The following is a 19126-nucleotide window of genomic DNA, read 5'->3' as shown; positions in this document are numbered from 1 at the left end:
TCGTACGCCGGTCATCGCGGCGGCGGCCCCGGACTTCCTGGATCCCGGGCGAGTCACGCTGCTAAATACTATTCGCGTACCCGCACCGATCTAAATGGGGATTCGATGACCAACGCAATCGGGAACACCGTGGCCAGGCCCACGATCGGTGCGGTCGGCCCGCAGGCGATCGACGTGTCGGGACTGCACAAGAGCTACGGCGACGTGCGGGCCGTGAACGGCGTCGACCTGCGCATCGCCGCGGGCGAGGTGGTCGCGTTGCTCGGGCCCAACGGCGCGGGCAAGTCCACGCTCGTCGACCTGATCCTCGGGCTCACCCGCCCCGACCGCGGCGAGATCCGCGTCTTCGGGCACACCCCCCGGGAGGCCGTCACCCGGGGCCTCATCGGCGCGATGCTCCAGGACGGCGCGCTGCTCGACGACGTGTCGATCCGCGAGCTGCTCACGATGGCGGCGTCGCTGCACGCCGCACCGCTCCCCGTCGACGAGGTGCTGCGCCGCGCCGGCCTCACCGACATCGCCGACCGTCGCGGCCGGCTCTCCGGCGGTCAGCGGCAGCGGCTGCGCCTGGCGATGACCCTCGTGTCAGACCCCAGGCTGCTGGTGCTCGACGAGCCGACGGTGGCGATGGACGTCGAGTCCCGGCACGTCTTCTGGGCCTCGATGCGGGAGTTCACCGCCGCCGGACGCACGGTCGTGTTCGCCTCCCACTACCTGGAGGAGGCCGAGGAGTTCGCCGACCGGGTGGTGCTCGTCCGTGCCGGCGTGGTCATCGCCGACGGCACGGTCGCCGAGATCCGCTCCGTGGTGGCCGGCCGGTCGTTGTCCGCCGCCGTCCCGGGCGCGACGGTCGACGAGCTGCGCCTGCTGCCCGGGGTGGTGACCGCCGAGTCCCGCGGCCAGCGTTTCGAGCTCGTCTGCTCCGACTCCGACGCCACCGCCCGGGAGTTGTTCGCCCGCCATCCGCGGGCCCACGACGTGGAGATCGGCGCCCTCGGCCTGGAACAGGCGTTCCTGGCTCTCACCGCGACGGAAGGCGAGACCGCCCGATGAGCACCGGTTTCCTCACGCTCGAAGTGAAGCGGGTGATCCGGGCCCGCAAGTTCTGGATCGTCGCGTTCCTGTTCCCGACGCTGCTCTACCTCATGCAGGCCAACCTGTTCCAGGGCGAGATCGTCGAGCGCACCGGCATCAACTTCAGCGAGCACCTGCTGGGCGGCCTCGCGGCTTTCGGGGCGCTCTTCGTCGCGCTGAACGTCGGCACGAGGGTGGCGATCGAACGGTCGACCGGGTGGCAGCGCCAGCTACGTATCACCCCGCTGTCGCCGACCTCGTACCTGAGCGCGAAGCTGGCCGCCGCGATGGTCGTGGCGCTGCCGGCGATCGCGGCGGTCGCGCTGACCGGCGCGCTGCTGGAGGGCGTCCGGCTGCCGCTGGGCGGCTGGCTCCAGCTCGTGCTCGGAGTCTGGCTCGGCACGCTGCCGTTCGCGCTGTTGGGCGTCTTCATCGGCCAGGTCGCCACGGCCGAGAGCGTGCAGGTCCTCACCTCCGTCTCGCACATGCTGCTCGGGGTGCTCGGCGGCGCGCTGTTCCCGTCGGTCGCGTTCCCCGGGTGGCTGCAGAAGGTGTCCGCGGTCATGCCGAGCCACTGGCTGGCCGAGATCGGCCACAGCCCGTTCGAGGACGACTCCCGCCTCGCGCTCGCGGCCCTGGTGCTCGCCGGCTGGACGGTCGTGCTCGGCGGCGCCGTGACGCTGCGGTACCTGCGCGACAGCGCCCGCGTCTGAACGCCCACGACCGGGGCGGACGGCCCCCGCACGACCGAACGTACGCATCGCTACGACGAGGGATCCCACCGTGAAGAAGAACTCCTGGCAGATACTGCGCAAGGGCGGGGCGGGCGGCCTCACCCTCACCGTCGACTTCACCAGCACCGGCCGCACCCAGGCGTGCTTCCGCGACCTGGTCCCCCTGCTGAGCGCGCCCGGCGACGTCTGGGAGACCGTGGCGCCCGCCGCCGGCGCGGAGGACACCATGACCGGCGTCGACTACGTCGAGCGGTGGGCGAAGGGCGTACGCCGGCGGGAGCGCACCGTCGACACCGTGATCGGCTACTGCGTGGGCGCGGTCTTCGCCGCCCCCCTCGCGTCCCGGCTGGCCGAGGCGCAGGACGAGGCGCCCCGGCTGGTCCTGCTGGACCCGGAGCTGCCGAACATCCTCGGGCTGTACCGCGACTTCCACGCCGCCGCGGACGCGCTGCGCAGCATCCTCTCCCCGGAGGAGATCGCCGCGTTCCACGCCGACGGCCAGGCGGTGCGGGACAGGCACGGGCTCGACGACCTCAGCCTCATCGGGCCCGCCCTCGCCGGGATCTTCCGCGACGCGATCGACGTGGCGGGCCGCCGGCTCGGGCTGGACGACGACGTCCGGGGCGAGCTGGCCGGCAGCTTCGCGTCCTTCGTCGGATACCTGCGCGCGGCGACGGAGATCGACCCCACCCCGCTGTGGGAGACGGCGACGGCGATCACCTCCGCGCACTCCACCCAGCGGGATCAGGTCTTCGGGCGCACCATCGCGCTCGACGTCGACCACGACCAGATGCTGCGCCACCCCGACGTCGCGGCGGCGGTCTCCGGCCTGATGACCGGCGCGGACGCCGGCCTGCGGATCGCGGGGTAGGGCGGTGGCGCCGAGCCGGGCGGGCCGCGGGCCCGCGCTCTTTCCCGACCTGTTCGCGGAGCAGGTGCGGCGCACCCCGGAGGCCGACGCCGTCGTGTGGGGCGAGCACCGGATGACGTACGCCGAGCTGAACGCCGAGACCAACCGGCTCGCGCACCGGCTGGTGTCGCTCGGCGCGGGCCCGGAGCGGCTCGTCGCGATCGGGATGCGCTCCGCGCGCCTGGTGGTGGCCGCGCTCGCCACCCTCAAGGCGGGGGCGGCCTACCTGCCACTGGACCTCGGCTACCCGCCGCAGCGGCTCGAGCACATGCTCACCGACGCGCGGCCCATGCTGCTGCTGAGCACCGCCGACGACCGGCACGCGGTGCCGGCGTCCGAGGCGCCCCGGCTCCTGCTCGACGAGCCGGACGCGTACGCCGGGCAGCCCGACACCGACGTCACCGACGCCGACCGGCTCGCCCCGCTGCGCCCCGCCAACGCCGCCTACGTCATCTACACCTCCGGCTCCACCGGCAGCCCGAAGGGCGTGGTGATCGAGCACCGGCAGCTCGGCACGTACCTGCGCCACGTCGTGGCGGCGTACCCGGGCGTGCGGGGCCGGGCGCTGCTGCACTCCTCGTTCTCGTTCGACCTGACGGTCACCGCGTTCTACGCGCCCCTGATGACGGGCGGCTGCGTGCACGTCGGCGCCCTTGAGGAGATGGGCACGCCGGCCGCGGGACCGCACGGGCAGCAGCGGCCGACCTTTGTCAAGGTGACGCCCTCGCACATCCCGCTGCTCACCGCGCTGCCCGCCGAGGCGTCCCCGACCGGGGAGCTGATGGCCGGCGGCGAGCTGCTGCTCGGCGAGACCGTCGACGCCTGGCGCCGCCGGCACCCCGGCGCGCGGATGATCAACGAGTACGGGCCGACGGAGACGACCGTGGGGTGCAGCACGGTGGTCATCGAACCGGACCAGCCGGTGCCGCCGGGGCCGTTGCCCATCGGCCAGCCCATGCCCGGCGTGCGTTTCCACGTGCTCGACGAGGAGCTGCGGCCCGTCGCCCCCGGCGACATCGGCGAGCTGCACATCGCCGGGACGCAACTGGCCCGGGGCTACCTGGGCCGGCCGGGGCTGACCGCCGAGCGTTTCCTGCCCGACCCGTACGGCCCGCCCGGCTCGCGCATGTACCGCTCCGGCGACCGGGTCCGGCCCACCGCCGACGGCGAGTACGAGTTCTGCGGGCGGGCCGACAACCAGGCCAAGATCCGCGGCTACCGCATCGAGCTGGGCGAGATCGAGGCGGCGCTGCTGCGCCGCCCGGAGGTGCGGCACGCGGCGGTGGTGATCCGCACGGACACGCCGGAGGTCAAGCAGCTCGTCGCGTACGTGGTGCCCGCCGCGGGCGCGGGCGTCGACGCGCGGCAGCTACGCAAGGACCTCGCCCAGACCCTGCCCGACTACATGGTGCCGGCCGCCGTGGTGAGCCTCGCGGCGCTGCCGCTGACCGTCAACGGCAAGCTCGACGCGGCGGCCCTGCCGCCGCCGGAGGCCGCGGCGAGCGTGGGCGGGCGGGCCCCCGCCGACGAGTTGCAGGCGCTGCTGTGCGAACTCTTCGCCACCTACACCGCGGTGGCCACCATCGGCGTCGACGACGACTTCTTCGTCCGGGGCGGCACCAGTCTCGGCGCCGCCCAGCTCGTCAACGAGGCACGCCGGCGGGGGCTCACGCTGTCCCTGCGCGACGTGCTGGAGAACCGGACCGTGGCGCGACTCGCCGAGGTGTGCGCCGACACCGACCGAGGGGACGACTGGGCATGAGCATCGCGGCCAGCAGGAAGCAAGCAGCCATGTGGCTGCTCGAGCGGCTGGTGCCGGGCACCGGGGTCAACAACGTGGCGGTCGCCTTCGAGGTGACCGGCCGGATCGACCGCGCGTCGTTCGCGGCGGCGCTGCGGGCGGTGCTCGCCCGCCACGAGGTGCTGCGCACCGTGTTCCGCGCCGACGACGCGAACCTGACCCGGGAGGTACGCGACGCCGTCGACGTGCCCGTGCTGGAGGTCGCGACCGGGGACGCCGGGCGGGACGCCGACCTGACCGCGTTCGCCGCCGAGCCGTTCGCGATCGACGGCAGCCCTCTGGTGCGGGCCGGCGTCCGCGCCGGAGCCGACGGGGACGTGTGCTGCGTCGTCGTGCACCACCTGATCTTCGACGCCATGTCGACCACGATCCTGCTCCGCGAGCTGCTCGTCGCCTACGAGACGGTCGCGGCGGGGGGCCGGCCGGACGAATCCCCGGTGGCCGTGCTCGCGGAGCGCGCGCCGGACGAGCGCAGCCTCGCATACTGGCGCCGGAACCTCGACGGGCTGCGGCCAGCCGAGGCGGGGCTGTGGTGTGCCCGGCCGCCCGTGGGGGCCTCGTCCCTGCGCGCCCGGACCGTCCACCACGAACTCTCCGCGCCGGCCCGCGCCGTGGTGCGCCGCTTCCAGCGCGAGCTGCGCGCCTCCGAGGCGGTCGTGCTGCTCGCGGCGTACTCGGTGCTGCTCGCCCAGCACGGCGCGGGCTCCGACGTGGTCATCGGCACCCCGGTGAACGTCCGCGACCAGCGCGGCATGAACGCGATCGGCTACCACGCGAACCTGGTGCCGCTGCGGGTGCGCCTCGACCCGGCGGCCGACTTCCGCGCCGTCGTCAAGCAGACCCGCAGCACCTTCCTGGAGGCGATCAGCCACGCCGACGTGCCGCTGGAGCACGTCTCCCCCGCCGTGCTCGGCGACGCGCCGTCGTCCTGGCGCAGCTCGTTCTTCCGGCACCTGTTCAACTACGTGCCAGGCGGCGTTGACGCCTCGCTCACGCTGACCGGGATGCCCCTGCGCCACGTGCTGGTGGAGAACGGCTACAGCCGCTTCGACCTGGAGTTCTTCGTCATGCCGGGCGAGGACTCGACCACCGTGCGCGCGGCGTTCTGCGTCGACGCCTTCGACGCGGCCGACGTGGTGCTGCTGCTGGAACGCTACGACGCCCTGCTCGTGCAGCTCGGTGCGGACCTGCAGCGGCCGGTCGCGGAGCTGTCCCGCCGGGGCGCGAGCGACCTCGCCCTGCCGGCGTCGGCGCCATCCACGGCCGCGACGAGGTCCCTCCTCGACGCCGTGCACGCGACGGTCGCGACGAACCCGGATCTCGTCGCGGTGCGGGACGGCACGGACGCCGTCACGTACGGCCAGTTGTGGTCGGCGGCGCTCGCCACCCGGGACCTGGTCGCGGCCTCGGGCGGCAGCACGGTCGCCGTGCTGGCGCCGCGCGGCGCCCAGCTTGCCGCGGCGTGGCTCGGGGCGTGGCTGGCGGGCGCGCGTTGCGTCCTGCTCGACCCGGCCCAGCCGATCCCCGACCTCGCCGCGCGGCTGGCCGACTCGGCCGCCGCGCCGGTGCTGGCCGCCGAGGGCCTCCCCGTGCCCGGCGCGGTGCGCATCCCCGCCGGCGGCGACGGCTCCCGCGCCGACGCGCCGTCCGGCCCCGACCTCGACGCCGTGGCCTACCTGGCATACCAGCTCGACACGCCCGCGCCGCTCGCGGTGACAGTCACCCACCGGGCCCTGGCCGGCGCCGTCGCGCGCCTCGCCGAGCGGGTCGGCACCGGGCCGGTCGTCACCTCGTGGCTGAGCAGTTCCGCCACGGACGCGGCGCTGACGGAGCTGCTGGTCGCGCTGAGCACCGGCGGTCGGGTCGTCGTCGCCCCCGACCGGGCCCGCGCCGACGGCCACGCGCTCGCCGAGCTGGTGCGCCGGCACGGGGTGGACGTGGTGCAGGCGCCACCGGCGGTGTGGCGCGACGTGGTCGAGCAGGCGGGCGCCGGGCTCGCGGGCCGCGCCGCCCTGGTGGCCCACGAACCACTGCCCGGCCCGCTGGCGGCGCAGCTACGCGCCACCGGCTGCGCCCTGCACCACGGATACACCACGCCCGGCGTCGCCGGGTACGCCGCGTTCGGCGACGCGCGGGACGGGGCGGGGGTCCGCCCGGCGGCCCCCGTGTTCGTCACCGAGCCCGGCACCGGGCACGAGCTGGGCATCGGCGTACGCGGCGAGCTGTGCGTCGCGGGCGACACCCTGGCCGCCGGCTACCACGGCCGGCCGGAGCTGACCGCCGCCCGGTTCGGCGAGCACCCGACGCACGGGCGGTTCCACCGCACCAGGGACCTCGCGCGGCTGCTGCCGGACGGCCGGGTCGACGTCGTCGGCCCGCTGTCGGCCCAGGTGCGGGTCGCCGGCCAGCGGATCCACCTGGCCGACGTCGAGTCCGTCCTCGCCGCCCACCCGGACGTGGAGGCGGTCGCCGCCGTCGAGGGGCGCGACGCCACGGTCGTCGCGTTCGTCGAGTCCCGCAAGCCCGACGTGGCGGAGCGGCTGCGCGAGCACTCCCGCGCGGCCCTGCCGTTCGCGCCCGAACTGGTGGTGCTGGACCGGTTGCCGGTCACCGTGGCCGGCACCGTGGACCGCGCGGCCCTCGTCCCGCTCGCCGCGACGCGGGCGCCCGCCGACGTCGAACCGCCGGACGAGACGACCGTCGCCCTCGTCGGGATCTGGACCGGGATGCTCGACCGGCCGGGCCTGCACGCGGACTCGAACTTCTTCGTCAGCGGTGGCCACTCGCTGTTGGGCGCCCAGCTCGTGCAGCGGGTGCGAACCGATCTGGGACTGCCCGTCCAACTCGCCGACCTGTTCGCCAACCCGACGCCGCGGCAGCTCGCGGAGCACCTGCGGGACGCGTTCTGGGACGACGACGAGGACGACGACTGACCGTTCGCTCAACCCCCACACCGTTTCGAACCTCAGCATAGGAGGCAGGCGTGACCGTCGACGTCCAGCCCGCCCGCGGTACCGACCGCATGATCACACTGACCGCAGAGGAGAACGTCGAGGTCGACACGATCGCCCGTTACCTGGCGGGCCGGCCGCCGGGCCTGGTCGACGCCGCCACCTGGCTCGCCACGGCCCGCGAACTGTCCAGCAACCTGCCCGTACGGCTGCGCCAGATGGTGCGGCGCTTCGCCTGGGATCCCGGGCCCGACGCCGTGCTGCTGGTGCGCAACCTGCCCGTGGCCGCCGACGAACTGCCCGCCACGCCCACCGTCGCCGGCTCCGCGCAGCGGGAGTCCACCGTGCCCGCCGCCGCGCAGGTGCTGCTCGGGCTGCAACTCGGGGAACTCATCGCCTTCCGCGAGGAGAAGAGCGGCGCGCTGGTGCAGGACGTCGTGCCGGTGCCGGGCATGGAGAAGTTCCAGGGCAACGCGGGCTCGGTGGCGCTCTCCATGCACGTGGAGAACGCCTTCCACGTCTACCGCCCGGACTACGTCGGCCTGCACTGCCTGCGCAACGACCACGACAACGTGGCCGGGTTGCGCGTGACGTCGATCCGCAACGCGCTGCCCCTGCTCACCGAGCAGGCCCGCGAGGTGCTGCACGAGCCGCGGTTCGTCACGGAGCCGCCGGCGTCGTTCGGCGACCTGCGCGGCGCGCCGGAACCGCACGGCATCCTCAGCGGCAGCTTCGAGGACCCGGACGTGCGGGTCGACTTCGAGAGCTCGTTCCCCCTCGACCCCGAGGCCACCCAGGCCCTGTCGATGCTCGGCGACGCGCTGCGTGCCGTACGCAGGACGATCATCCTGCAACCCGGTGACCTCGCGTTCGTCGACAACCGGCTGGCCCTGCACGGCCGGACCGAGTTCACCCCCCGCTACGACGGCCGCGACCGGTGGCTTCAGCGGATCTTCGTGCACCGCGACTTCCGCCGATCCCGGGCCCTGCGCCCGGCCGACGGGAATGTCCTGACCAGCGGAAACTGAGCGGACGGCACCGGCTTCGACAGTGGTGCCGGCCAGGTCCAGGCGAGGGCGGGGCGGCGTCAGCCGTCCCGCCCTCGCGCCGCGTCAACAGACCAGGTTGCCGGCCGTCCGCGTCAGCGGAACCTGACGTGGGAGCGGTCGAGCTGGTCCAGGGAGGTGACCCCGAGCAGCTTCATGGTGACCTCGATCTCCCTGCTCAGGATCTCCATGGCCGTGACGACGCCACGACGGCCACCGGCCATCAGCCCGTACTGGTAGGCCCGGCCCACCACGGCGGCGGTGGCGCCCAGCGCGATCGCGGCGACGATGTCCGCCCCGGAGGTGATCCCGGTGTCGACGAGCACCTCGACGCGCTCGCCGACCTCGTCGACCACGTGCGGCAGCAGCTCGACCGGCACGGGGGCCCGGTCGAGCTTGCGCCCGCCGTGCGTGGACAGCCACACTCCGTCGACGCCGACGTCCGCGACCCGCTTGGCGTCGGCGACGCTCTGCACGCCCTTGGCGACGAGCTTGCCCGACCACGCACCGCGCAGCCACTCGACGTCCTCGATGCTCAGGCGCGGGTTGAACACCCGTTTGATCATGTCGGACGCGGACCCGCCGGTCGCGGCGAGCACCTGGGGCGACGGCGTGCCGGCCCTGATCTGCCGCAACCACCAGCCCGGGTGCAGGCACGCCTCGGCGAACGTGCCGAGGCTCATCGACGGCGGGATCGTCAGCCCGTTGCGGATGTCGCGCCGGCGCGGCACCGAGATGGGCGTGTCCAGGGTGAGCAGCACCGTGTCGAAGCCCGCCTCCGCCGCCTGCGCGAGCAGTTCCTTGACCAGCGCGCGGTCCTCGGCGAAGTAGAGCTGGAACCAGTGCCGGCCCTGCGGCGCGGCGGCGGCGACGTCCGCCATCGATGTCGTGGCCAGCGTCGACAGCGAGTACGGGATGCCGAACTGCTGCGCGACCGAGGCGACCGCCGGCTCGCCCTCGGCGTGCATCACCCGGGCGAACCCGACCGGCGCGAGGGCGAACGGCAGCCTGGACCGCTTGCCGAGCACCGTGCGGCTGGTGTCCACCACGGACACGTCCCGCAGCACCGAGGGTTGGAACTCCAGGTTCGCGAAGGTCTCCCGGGCCCGGGTGAGGCTGCGCTCGCTGTCCGCGGCCCCGTCGGTGTAGTCGAACACCATGCGGGGCACCTGGTTGCGGGCGAGGAGCCGGAGGTCGTCGATGCCCGCGGCGCGCAACAGCCTGCGCTCCGTCGGATTCCAGGCGATCTTCGGCGGTCTGAGCAGGGACTTCATCCGGGCCGGCTTGGCCATGGGGGGCGTTTCCTTCCTGACGGGGAGCGCGCCTATGCCGCTGTCGGGGCGGGGATGTCGTTCTCCAGGCGGACGAGAGCCCGCTGGACGAGCAACTCCTCGACGACCTCGGCGGGCGTGGGGTGGTCGTAGACGAGGGCGGCGGTCAGCTCCAGCCCGGTGAGGGCTTCGAGCCTGCGCCGCAGTTCGACGGCGGTGAGGGAGGAGAACCCGATGTCGAGGAACTCCACGTGCTCCTCGACGTCGGCGGCCGACGGCAGGCCGAGCGTGAACGCGGCCTGGGTCCGCACCACGTGGGACAGCACCTCCCGCGTCCCGGCCTCGTCGGCCCCGTCGAGCAGCGTGCGCAGCGCGGCGGGGGTGTCGACGTGCGGCACGTCGTCGGCGGGCGGCGTGACGTGCCGCATCGCCTCGGGCAGGTCCCGCAGCAGCGGGCTGGACCGGAACCGGGTGTACCCGGGGACGAACGAGGGCCAGTCGACGGCGGCCACGACGCGGCCGGCCCCGCCCGCGCCGACGGCGGCGGCGAGCTGCTCGACGGTGAACTCCGGGCCCACGGCGAGCGACACCACCGCGTCGCGCTGGTGGGCGATCCCCTCGAACACGGCGGCGACCTCGGTGTCTCCCCCGGTCCCGAACACCTCGTCGACGGTGTGGACGAGCACGAGCCGGTCCGCCTCGACGGCGAGCGCGGTCGCCACCGCGTCCCGGGCGTCGCTGGTGACCACCACGGTGTCCGCGATGTCCGCGGTGACCGTCGCGCCCGCGGCCGCCAGCAGCGCGGCGATCCGGTCCGCCGCCGGACCGCCCCGCACGGCCACCGTGCCGGTCACCTCCCACGGCTCGCCGGCCGGCGCGGCGGCCGGCAGGAGCCGGCGCGCGAACACGCCCGCCGGGCGCAGCGCCACCTGGTCCTCGTCCGCGCCCCTACTGAGCAGGGCACACAGCGCCGCGAGGGCACGCTCGTCCAGCGTCGGCGGCAGGTCGACGACCCCACCCCAGGCACGCGGTGTCGCCACGGCGGCGGCCCGGCCGAAGCCCCACGCCGCCGCGCCGGCCACGTCGGTGACCCGCTCGGCGGGCGTGACCGCGACGGCGCCGCGCGTCAGGCACCACACCGGCGTGTCGAGGCGGGCCTCCTCGAGCGCCGCGAGCAGGGCCGCCGGGGCGGGTCCGGTCGGCGTCGTCAGCACCCCCGCCGCGATGCGGTCCGGCACGAGGTCGAGCAGGGCGTCCGCCGTGCCGTCGCGGTACACGCGCACGTCGGCGCCGCACCGGGTCAGGGCCTCGCCGATCCGGTCGGTGCCCTCGGGCACCAGCCAGACGCCCTGGAGCGCGGCCACCGGCAGCTCCGCCACCGGGCACCACCGCACCTGGTGGCCGGGCACCGGCCCGCGCCGCCACGTCGACAGGGCCGCCACGACCTCCTTCAGGGAGGCGGTGTCGTCCAGGCCCAGCAGCGCGCCCAGGTCGTCGCGCTCGACGGCGGCCCACAGGTCGTCGCCGGGGGCGGCGGCGGTGGGCGCGTCCGGCCACAGGCGGGTGCGCTGGAAGGCGTACGACGGCAGGTCGACCCGGCGGGCGCCGGCGAAGAAGGCCGCCCAGTCCACGGCGACGCCACGGCTGTGCAGGCGGGCCAGCGCCTCGGCCGCCCCGGCCGGACCGTCCCGGTCGGCGCGCTGCGCGGGAACGAACTCCGCCCCCGCCACACACTCGCGGCCCAGCGCGGTGAGCACCGCGTCCGGACCGAGTTCCAGGAACGTGCGTACGCCGCGCGCGGCCAACGCGCCGACGGCGTCGGCGAACCGCACCGTCGCCCGCACCTGGTCCACCCAGTACCCGGGCGTCAGCTCCGCGAGGTCCCCGGTGACGGTGGAGAGCACCGGGATCCTGGGCGGGTGGTGGACGACGGACTCGGCGACCGCCCGGAACTCCTGGAGCATCGGGTCCATCAGGGGCGAGTGGAACGCGTGGGAAACGGTGAGCCGTCTGGTCCGGTGGCCCCGGCTGGCCAGCTCCCCGGCGACCGCCAGGGTGGCGGCCTCCTCGCCGGACAGCACCACGGAGGCGGGGCCGTTGACGGCGGCGAGGGCCACCCGGGCCGACAGCAGCGGCGTCACCTCGTCCGCGCCGGCCCGCACCGCCACCATCACGCCGCCCTCGGGCAGCGCCTGCATCAACCGGCCCCGGGCGACGACCAGTCGCGCGGCGTCGGCCAGCGAGAAGACCCCCGCCACGTACGCGGCCGTCAGCTCGCCGACCGAGTGACCGGCGAGGAAGTCCGGCGTCACGCCCCAGGACCCGAACAGCGCGCTCAGCGCCACCTCGACGGCGAACAGGGCGGGCTGCGTGTAACCGGTCCGGTGCACCTCGTCGGTGTCGAGGACCTCACGCAGCGGCCGGTCCAGGTGCCGGTCCAGCTCGACGCACACCTCGTCGAAGGCGCGCGCGAACGTGGGGAACGCCATCAGGTCCCGGCCCATGCCGATCCGCTGCGCGCCCTGGCCGGTGAAGAGCACGGCCGTCGCCCCGGCGGTGTCCGCGACGCCCGCCACCACCGTGGCGACGTCCTCGCCGCGCGACAACGCGGCCAGGCCGGCCCGCAACCCGTCCAGGTCCGCGCCCACCACCGCCGCCCGGTGCCGCAGGGCCGTACGGGTCGTGGCGAGCGAGAGGCCCACGTCCGCCACGGACACGTCGGCGGTGAGGTGGGCCGCGAGCCGGGCCGCCTGGTCACGCAGCGCGGCCTGGTCCCGGCCGGACACCACGAGCGGCACCACCGGCACCGGGAACGTCGAGCCGGGCACCACGGCGTCCGGCGCCTGCTCGATGATCGCGTGCGCGTTGGTGCCGGAGATGCCGAACGAGGAGACCCCGGCGCGGCGGGGCCGCCCCGTCTCCGGCCACGGCACCGCCTCGGTCAGCAGTCGCACGTCGCCGTCCGCCCAGTCCACGTGCGGCGACGGCGCGTCGACGTGCAGTGTCGCCGGCAGCACGCCGTGCCGCATCGCCTCCACCATCTTGATCACCCCGGCGACACCGGCGGCGGCCTGCGTGTGCCCGATGTTCGACTTGATCGAGCCGACCCAGAGCGGCTGCCCGCCCCGGTCCCGGCCGTACGTGCCGATCAGCGACCGGGCCTCGATCGGGTCGCCGAGGGTCGTGCCGGTGCCGTGCGCCTCGACGGCGTCCACCTCCGCCGGCCCGAGCCCCGCCTCGGCGAGCGCCTGCCGGATGAGGCGCTGTTGCGACGGGCCGTTCGGCGCGGTCATGCCGTTGCTCGCGCCGTCCTGGTTGACCGCGGTGCCCCGCACGACGGCGAGCACCGGGTGATCGTTACGGCGCGCGTCGGACAGCCTTTCGAGCACCAGCACACCGACGCCCTCACCCCAGCCGGTTCCGTCGGCCCCGGCGGCGAACGACTTGCACCGGCCGTCCGGCGCGAGCGCGCGCTGGCGGCTGAAGTCGATGAAGGCGTTGGGGGTGGCGAGCACGGTCACGCCACCGGCCAGGGCGAGCGTGCACTCGCCCCGGCGCAGCGACTGGGCGGCCAGGTGCAGGGTTACCAGCGACGACGAGCACGCCGTGTCGACGGTGACCGCCGGGCCCTCCAGCCCCAACGCGTACGACACCCGCCCCGAGACCACGCCACCGGCGATGCCGGTGCCGATGAAGCCGTCGAGTTCGGCGGCCAGGTGCTGAAGGTGCGCCGTGTAGTCGTGGTACATGAGGCCGGCGAAGACGCCGGTGCGGCTGCCACGCAGGGTGGTGGGATCGATGCCGGCCCGCTCGACGGCCTCCCAGGAGGTCTCCAGGAACAGCCGCTGCTGCGGGTCCATGGCCAGTGCCTCGCGGCGGGAGATGCCGAAGAACTCGGCGTCGAACCAGGCCGCGTCGTAGAGGAACGCGCCCTGCCCGCAGTAGGTGCGCCCGGGCTTGTCCGGGTCGGGGTCGACCAGGTTGTCGAGGTCCCAGCCACGGTCCGTCGGGAAGCCCGCCACCGCGTCGACGCCCGCCGCCACCAGGTCCCACAGCTTGTCGGGGGACGTGGCGCCGCCGGGGAAGCGGCAGCCCATGCCGACGATGACGATCGGGTCGTCGGTGCCGTCGGACGAGGCCACCACCACGTCGGCGGCCGGCCCGGCGGCGAAGAGTTCCGCGTCCAGGTGCTCGGCGAGCACCGTGGGGTTCGGGTAGTCGAAGACCAGCGTGACGGGCAGCCGCAGGCCGACCACCGCGTTGAGGCGGTTGCGGAACTCCACGGCGGTGAGCGAGTCGAAGCCCAGCTCCTTGAAGGCCGTCGTCGCGCCGACCGCGTCGGCGCCGCCGTGCCCGAGCACGACCGCGACCTGCGTACGGACGATTTCCACCAGCTCCCTGCGGCGCTCCGCCGGGCCCCGGCCGGCGAGGGACGTGACCAGATCGGAGGCGACCGCGTCGGCGGCGGAGACGTGGCGGCGCACGGGGGTGCGGACCAGGCCGCGCAGCACCGGGGGCAGCATGCCCCCGGTGGCCTGCTCGCGCAGCGCCGCGAGGTCCAGGTGGATCGGCACCAGGGCGGCCTCCGGCGCGCTGAGCGCCTCGTCGAAGAGCGCCAGGCCGTCCTCGGTGGACAGCGGCCGTACGCCGGAGCGCCGCATCCGGGCGAGGTCGGCGTCGTCGAGCGCGCCGGTGAGGCCGGTGCGCTGCGCCCACATGCCCCAGGCCAGCGACACGGCGGGCAGGCCGCGTGCCCGCCGGTGGGCGGCGAACGCGTCGACGAAGGCGTTCGCCGCCGCGTAGTTGCCCTGCCCGGGGCCGCCGAGGACGCCCGCCGCCGAGGAGAACACGACGAAGGTGCTCACGTCGCCGACCAGCTCGTGCAGGTTGACGAGCGCGTCGACCTTGGGGCGCAGCGCGGTGGCGACCCGCTGCGGCGTGAGCGACGCGATCGTCGCGTCGTCCAGGGCCCCCGCCACGTGCACGACCGCCGCGGGTGGGTGCTCGGCGACGAGCGCGGCCAGCGCCTCCCGGTCGGCGACGTCGCAGGCGGCCACCGTCACGTGGACACCGCCGGCGCTGAGCTCGTCGTGCAGCGTCGCCAGGTCGCCGGTCCTGCCGCGCCGGCCGGCGAGCACGAGCCGACGGACGCCGTGCCGCGCGACGAGGTGCCGGGCGACGAGGCCGCCGAGCGTGCCCGACGCCCCGGTGACGAGGACCGTGCCGGTCAGTGGCGGTGCCGTGCCCGGCTGCCCGGTCACCCGGGCGAGACGGGGCGCGAGCACGTCGCCGGCGCGCAGGGCGAGTTGCGGCTCACCGGTACGCAGCGCGGGCACGAGGTTCGCCGCCCACTGATCCCCCGCCACGTCGACGAGGACGAACCGGTCGGGATTCTCGGACTGCGCCGAGCGCAGCAGGCCCCACACGGCGGCGAGCGCGGGTTCGGTCGCGTCCGTGGCCCCCTCGGTCAGGACGACCAGGCGGGCGGCGCCGAAGCGCTGCTCGGCGAGCCACTCCTGGGCGGCGGCGAGGGCGCGCTCCACCGCCCGGTAGGTGGCCCCGACCAGGTCGTCGCCGTCGGGGGTGACCGGCAGGACCACGTAGTCGGGTACCTCGGTGATCGCGGCGAGGCTGTCGTACGCGACGGCTCCGGGCAGTTCGCCACCGACGACCGCGACCGTGGCGGCGCCGTCGCCCACGGGCACCGGCACCCAGTCGAGCCGGTGCATCGCCGGGTGGCGCGGGTTGGTCAGTTCGGCGAGCGCCCCCGCGGGCAACCGGCGGACGGCCAACGTGCCGATCGTGGCGACGGGCCCGCCGGTGTGGTCGGCCACGCGCACCGTGACGGCGTTCGGTCCCGTGGGCCGGATCGCGACCCGGAGCCGGGCGGCCCCAGTGGCGTGCAGCGTCACGCCGTGCCAGGCGAACGGCAGCCACGGCCCGCCCCCGCCGTCGTCCTCGGTGAACACGCCCAGGCCGAGCGGGTGCAGCGCCGCGTCCAGCACGGCCGGGTGCAGGCCGAACCCCGCCACGTCGGCCGCGTCGGGTGCGACGACCTCGGCGAACAGCTCGTCGCCGCGTCGCCACACCGCGCCCAGGCCACCGAACGCGGGCCCGTAGGTGACGTCGAGCGCCGCGAACCGGTCGTACAGCTCGCCGGTGTCCACCGCCTCGGCGCCCGGAGGCGGCCAGCTCTCGACGGCGGCGCGGTCGGCGGCGCCCGGCGCGGCGACGCCGAGGGTGCCGGACGCGTGCGACGTCCAGGCGCCGTCGCCGTCGGGCCGCGAGTGGATGGTCACCCGCCGGGCGCCGGCGGCGTCCGGCTCGCCGACGCGGAGCTGGACCTGGACGGCGCCCCGCTCCGGTACGACGAGGGGCGCCTCGAGCGTCAGCTCCTCGACCGTGCCGGCGCCGACCTCGTCGCCGGCGCGCACCGCCAACTCGACGAAGGCCGTGCCGGGCAGGAAGATCCGGCCGGCCACGCGATGGTCGGCGAGCCACGGGTGCGCGGAGGTCGACAGCCGCCCCGTCAGCAGCACCCCGTCGGCGCCCGCGAGCGACACGGTCGCACCGAGCAGCGGATGCCCCGTGGAACCGAGGCCCAGCCCGGTGGCGTCGACGGGGGCGCCCACCTCCCTGGGCCAGTACGACTGCCGCTGGAACGCGTACGTCGGCAGGGCGATCGGGCGGGCGGGGGCCGCGACCAGGGTGGCCCAGTCGACCCGTACGCCCCGGGTGTGCGCCTGGCCCAGCGCCAGCAGGAACCGTCGGGTCCCGCCGTCGTCGCGGCGCAGCGTGCCGACGACCGAGCCACCCCCGGTCTCGTCGAGCAGGTCCTGCACGGCGGGCACGAGCACCGGGTGTGAGCTGACCTCGACGAAGGAGGTGACGCCGTCGGCGATCACGCCGCGTACGGTCTGCTCGAACTCGACGGTCTGCCGCAGGTTGCGGTACCAGTACTCGGCGACCAGCTCCGTGGTGTCGATCAACTCGCCGGTGACCGTGGAGTAGAACGGGATGTCGCTGGCCCGGGGCCGGACGGGGGCCAGCACCCGCAGCAGCTCGTCGCGCATGGACTCCACGTGGGCGGAGTGCGAGGCGTAGTCGACGTCGATCCGCTTCGCGCGTACGCCGTCGCGCTCGCACTCGGCGAGCAGCGCGTCGAGCGCCTCGGGCACGCCGGAGACGACGACCGTGGACGGGCCGTTGACGGCGGCGACCCACAGGCCGGGTCGCAGCCGCCCGGCCACCTTCGCCGCCGTCTCGGGCAGGGAGACCATGCCGCCCCGGCCGGCCAGCCGGGCGGCGATCGCCTGGCTGCGCAGGGTCACGACGAGGGCGGCGTCCTCGAGCGAGAGCGCGCCGGCCACGCAGGCCGCGGCGATCTCGCCCTGCGAGTGGCCGACCACCGCGCCGGGCTGCACGCCGTGCGCACGCCAGAGCCCCGCCAGCGACACCATCATGGCGAACAGCGCGGGCTGTACGACGTCGACGCGCTCCAGTGCGGCGGCACCCGGTACGCCGCGCAGCACGTCGAGCAGCGACCAGTCGGTGTGCCTGTCGACGGCGGCGGCACACTGCGCCATGCGCTCGGCGAAGACCGGCGAGGTGTCGAGCAGTTCGGCGGCCATGCCGAGCCACTGCGAACCCTGGCCGGGGAAGAGGAAGGCGGTGCGGTCCCCGGCGTCGGCGGTGCCGGTGACGAGGTTGCCGGCGGCCCCGCCGTCCGCCAGCGCGTCGAGGGCGGCGGTCAGCTCGGCCCGGTCCCCGACGAGGACGCCACGGCGGTCGAAGCGGGCCCGGGTCGTGCCGAGCGCGTGCGCCACGGCGTGCGCCGCGACGTCGTCGCCCAGGTGCGCGCGCAGCCGGACCGCCTGCTCGCGCAGCGCCGCCTCGGTCTTCGCCGACAGCACCCACGCGGTGGGGCCCTCGACGGCGGCGCCGGTCTCGTCGGGACCGACCGCCGGCGCCTCCTCGATCACCAGGTGGGCATTGGTGCCGGAGATGCCGAACGACGAGATGCCCGCGCGTCGCGGCGTCTCGCCCCGCGGCCACGGCACCGGCTCGTCGAGGAGCCGGACCGCACCCTCGGTCCAGTCCACGTGGTGCGACGGCTCGTCGACGTGCAGCGTGCGGGGCAGCATCTCGTGCCGCATCGCCATGATCATCTTGATGACGCCCGCGACGCCCGCGGCGGCCTGGGTGTGCCCCAGGTTCGACTTCACCGACCCCAGCCACAGCGGCCGGTCGCGGTCCTGCCCGTACGTCGCGAGCAGCGCCTGCGCCTCCACGGGGTCGCCCAGCGTGGTGCCCGTACCGTGCGCCTCGACCGCGTCCACCTCGGCGTGGGACAGCCCGGCGTCGGCCAGCGCGGCGCGGATGACCCGCTGCTGCGACGGCCCGTTCGGCGCCGTGAGGCCGTTCGACGCACCGTCGGAGTTGACCGCCGAGCCGCGCACCACGGCCAGCACCTGGTGCCCGTTACGGCGCGCGTCGGAGAGCTTCTCCAGCACGAGTACGCCGACGCCCTCGCCGAACGCCGTGCCGTCCGCCGCGGAGGCGAACGCCTTCACCCGCCCGTCCGCCGCGAGCCCCTTCTGGCTGGAGAACTCCACGAACGTGCCGGGCGTGGAGATGACGCACACACCGCCCGCCAGGGCCAGGTCGCAGTCGCCGCTGCGCAGCGCGTGCGCGGCCACGTGCATCGCCACCAGCGACGACGAGCAGGCGGTGTCGACGGTGACCGCCGGGCCTTCCAGCCCCAGCGCGTACGACACCCGCCCGGAGACCACGCTGCCCGCGACACCGGTCATCGTGTAGCCGACGAGCGCGTCCGGGTTGCGCTGCATGGCCGTCAGGTACTCCGCGCTGTTCGCGCCGACGAACACGCCGGTCCGGCTGCCCCGCAGTCCGTGCGGGTCGACGCCGGCGTGCTCGAACGCCTCCCACGCCGCCTCCAGCATCATCCGCTGCTGGGGGTCCATCGCCAGGGCCTCCCGCGGGCTGATGCCGAAGAAGGCCGCGTCGAAGTCGGTGGCCTCGGGGATGAAACCGCCCCGCCGCACGTAGCTGGTGCCGGTGCCGCTGTCCGGGTCGAACAGGTCGTCGAGGTCCCAGCCCCGGTCGGTGGGGAAGTCGGTGGTGCCGTCCCCGCCGGCCGCCACCAACTCCCACAGCTCGTCGGCGGAGCGGACGCCGCCGGGGAAGCGGCAGCCGATGCCGACGATGGCGATCGGCTCCCGCTCCGTGGCCGTACGCAGCTTGCGCCGCGTCTCGTGCAGGTCCGCCGTCACGCGCCGGAGGTACTCGACAAGCTGCTCTTCGTTCGCCATCAGTAGC

Annotated in this window: 8 protein-coding genes; 6 read left to right on the top strand and 2 right to left on the bottom strand. The window is 75.1% G+C overall.

What is annotated here, in order from left to right; translation table 11 throughout:
* Positions 1-105 precede the first annotated feature (105 nt).
* The 6 genes from ACQ452_RS06345 (at position 106) to ACQ452_RS06320 (ending at position 8498) form a co-directional block, all read left to right on the top strand.
* Complete coding sequence (locus tag ACQ452_RS06345) at positions 106-1053, top strand: ABC transporter ATP-binding protein (RefSeq protein WP_433390890.1); 948 nt, start codon at positions 106-108, stop codon at positions 1051-1053.
* Positions 1050-1787 carry an ABC transporter permease gene (locus ACQ452_RS06340; RefSeq protein ID WP_433390887.1) on the top strand — a complete coding sequence of 246 codons (738 nt, stop codon included), beginning with the start codon at positions 1050-1052 and terminating at the stop codon, positions 1785-1787. Before ACQ452_RS06345 ends, ACQ452_RS06340 begins: the two co-directional genes overlap by 4 nt.
* Before the next feature lie 70 nt (positions 1788-1857).
* Positions 1858-2679, top strand: a complete 822-nt coding sequence (locus tag ACQ452_RS06335) for a hypothetical protein (RefSeq protein ID WP_433390884.1) — start codon at positions 1858-1860, stop codon at positions 2677-2679.
* A gap of 4 nt (positions 2680-2683) precedes the next feature.
* Positions 2684-4480: a non-ribosomal peptide synthetase gene (locus tag ACQ452_RS06330; RefSeq protein ID WP_433390881.1), complete on the top strand. Its 1797-nt coding sequence runs from the start codon at positions 2684-2686 to the stop codon at positions 4478-4480.
* Positions 4477-7452 (top strand): condensation domain-containing protein, encoded by a 2976-nt coding sequence (locus ACQ452_RS06325; RefSeq protein WP_433390878.1) that lies wholly within the window; start codon positions 4477-4479, stop codon positions 7450-7452. The genes ACQ452_RS06330 and ACQ452_RS06325 overlap by 4 nt, the downstream gene beginning before the upstream one ends.
* Positions 7453-7502: 50 nt before the next feature.
* Positions 7503-8498 (top strand): TauD/TfdA family dioxygenase, encoded by a 996-nt coding sequence (locus ACQ452_RS06320; RefSeq protein WP_433390875.1) that lies wholly within the window; start codon positions 7503-7505, stop codon positions 8496-8498.
* A 113-nt stretch (positions 8499-8611) separates the two neighbouring features.
* Here the strand turns inward: ACQ452_RS06320 and ACQ452_RS06315 are convergent, their stop codons facing one another.
* Both ACQ452_RS06315 and ACQ452_RS06310 read right to left on the bottom strand, forming a co-directional pair.
* The gene (locus ACQ452_RS06315; RefSeq protein WP_433390872.1) at positions 8612-9808 is read right to left on the bottom strand and encodes an alpha-hydroxy acid oxidase; all 1197 of its coding nucleotides are present in this window, start codon (positions 9806-9808) and stop codon (positions 8612-8614) included.
* 32 nt (positions 9809-9840) lie between these two features.
* On the bottom strand, positions 9841-19119 hold the full coding sequence (locus tag ACQ452_RS06310) for a type I polyketide synthase (protein WP_433390869.1): 9279 nt from the start codon (positions 19117-19119) through the stop codon (positions 9841-9843).
* Positions 19120-19126 lie beyond the last annotated feature (7 nt).

Origin of the sequence: Micromonospora sp. KLBMP9576, from assembly GCF_050941805.1 — a bacterium.
Lineage (GTDB): Bacteria > Actinomycetota > Actinomycetes > Mycobacteriales > Micromonosporaceae > Micromonospora.
The sequence above is the reverse complement of the archived record's forward strand: the minus strand, read 5'-3'. Positions and strand labels throughout refer to the sequence as shown.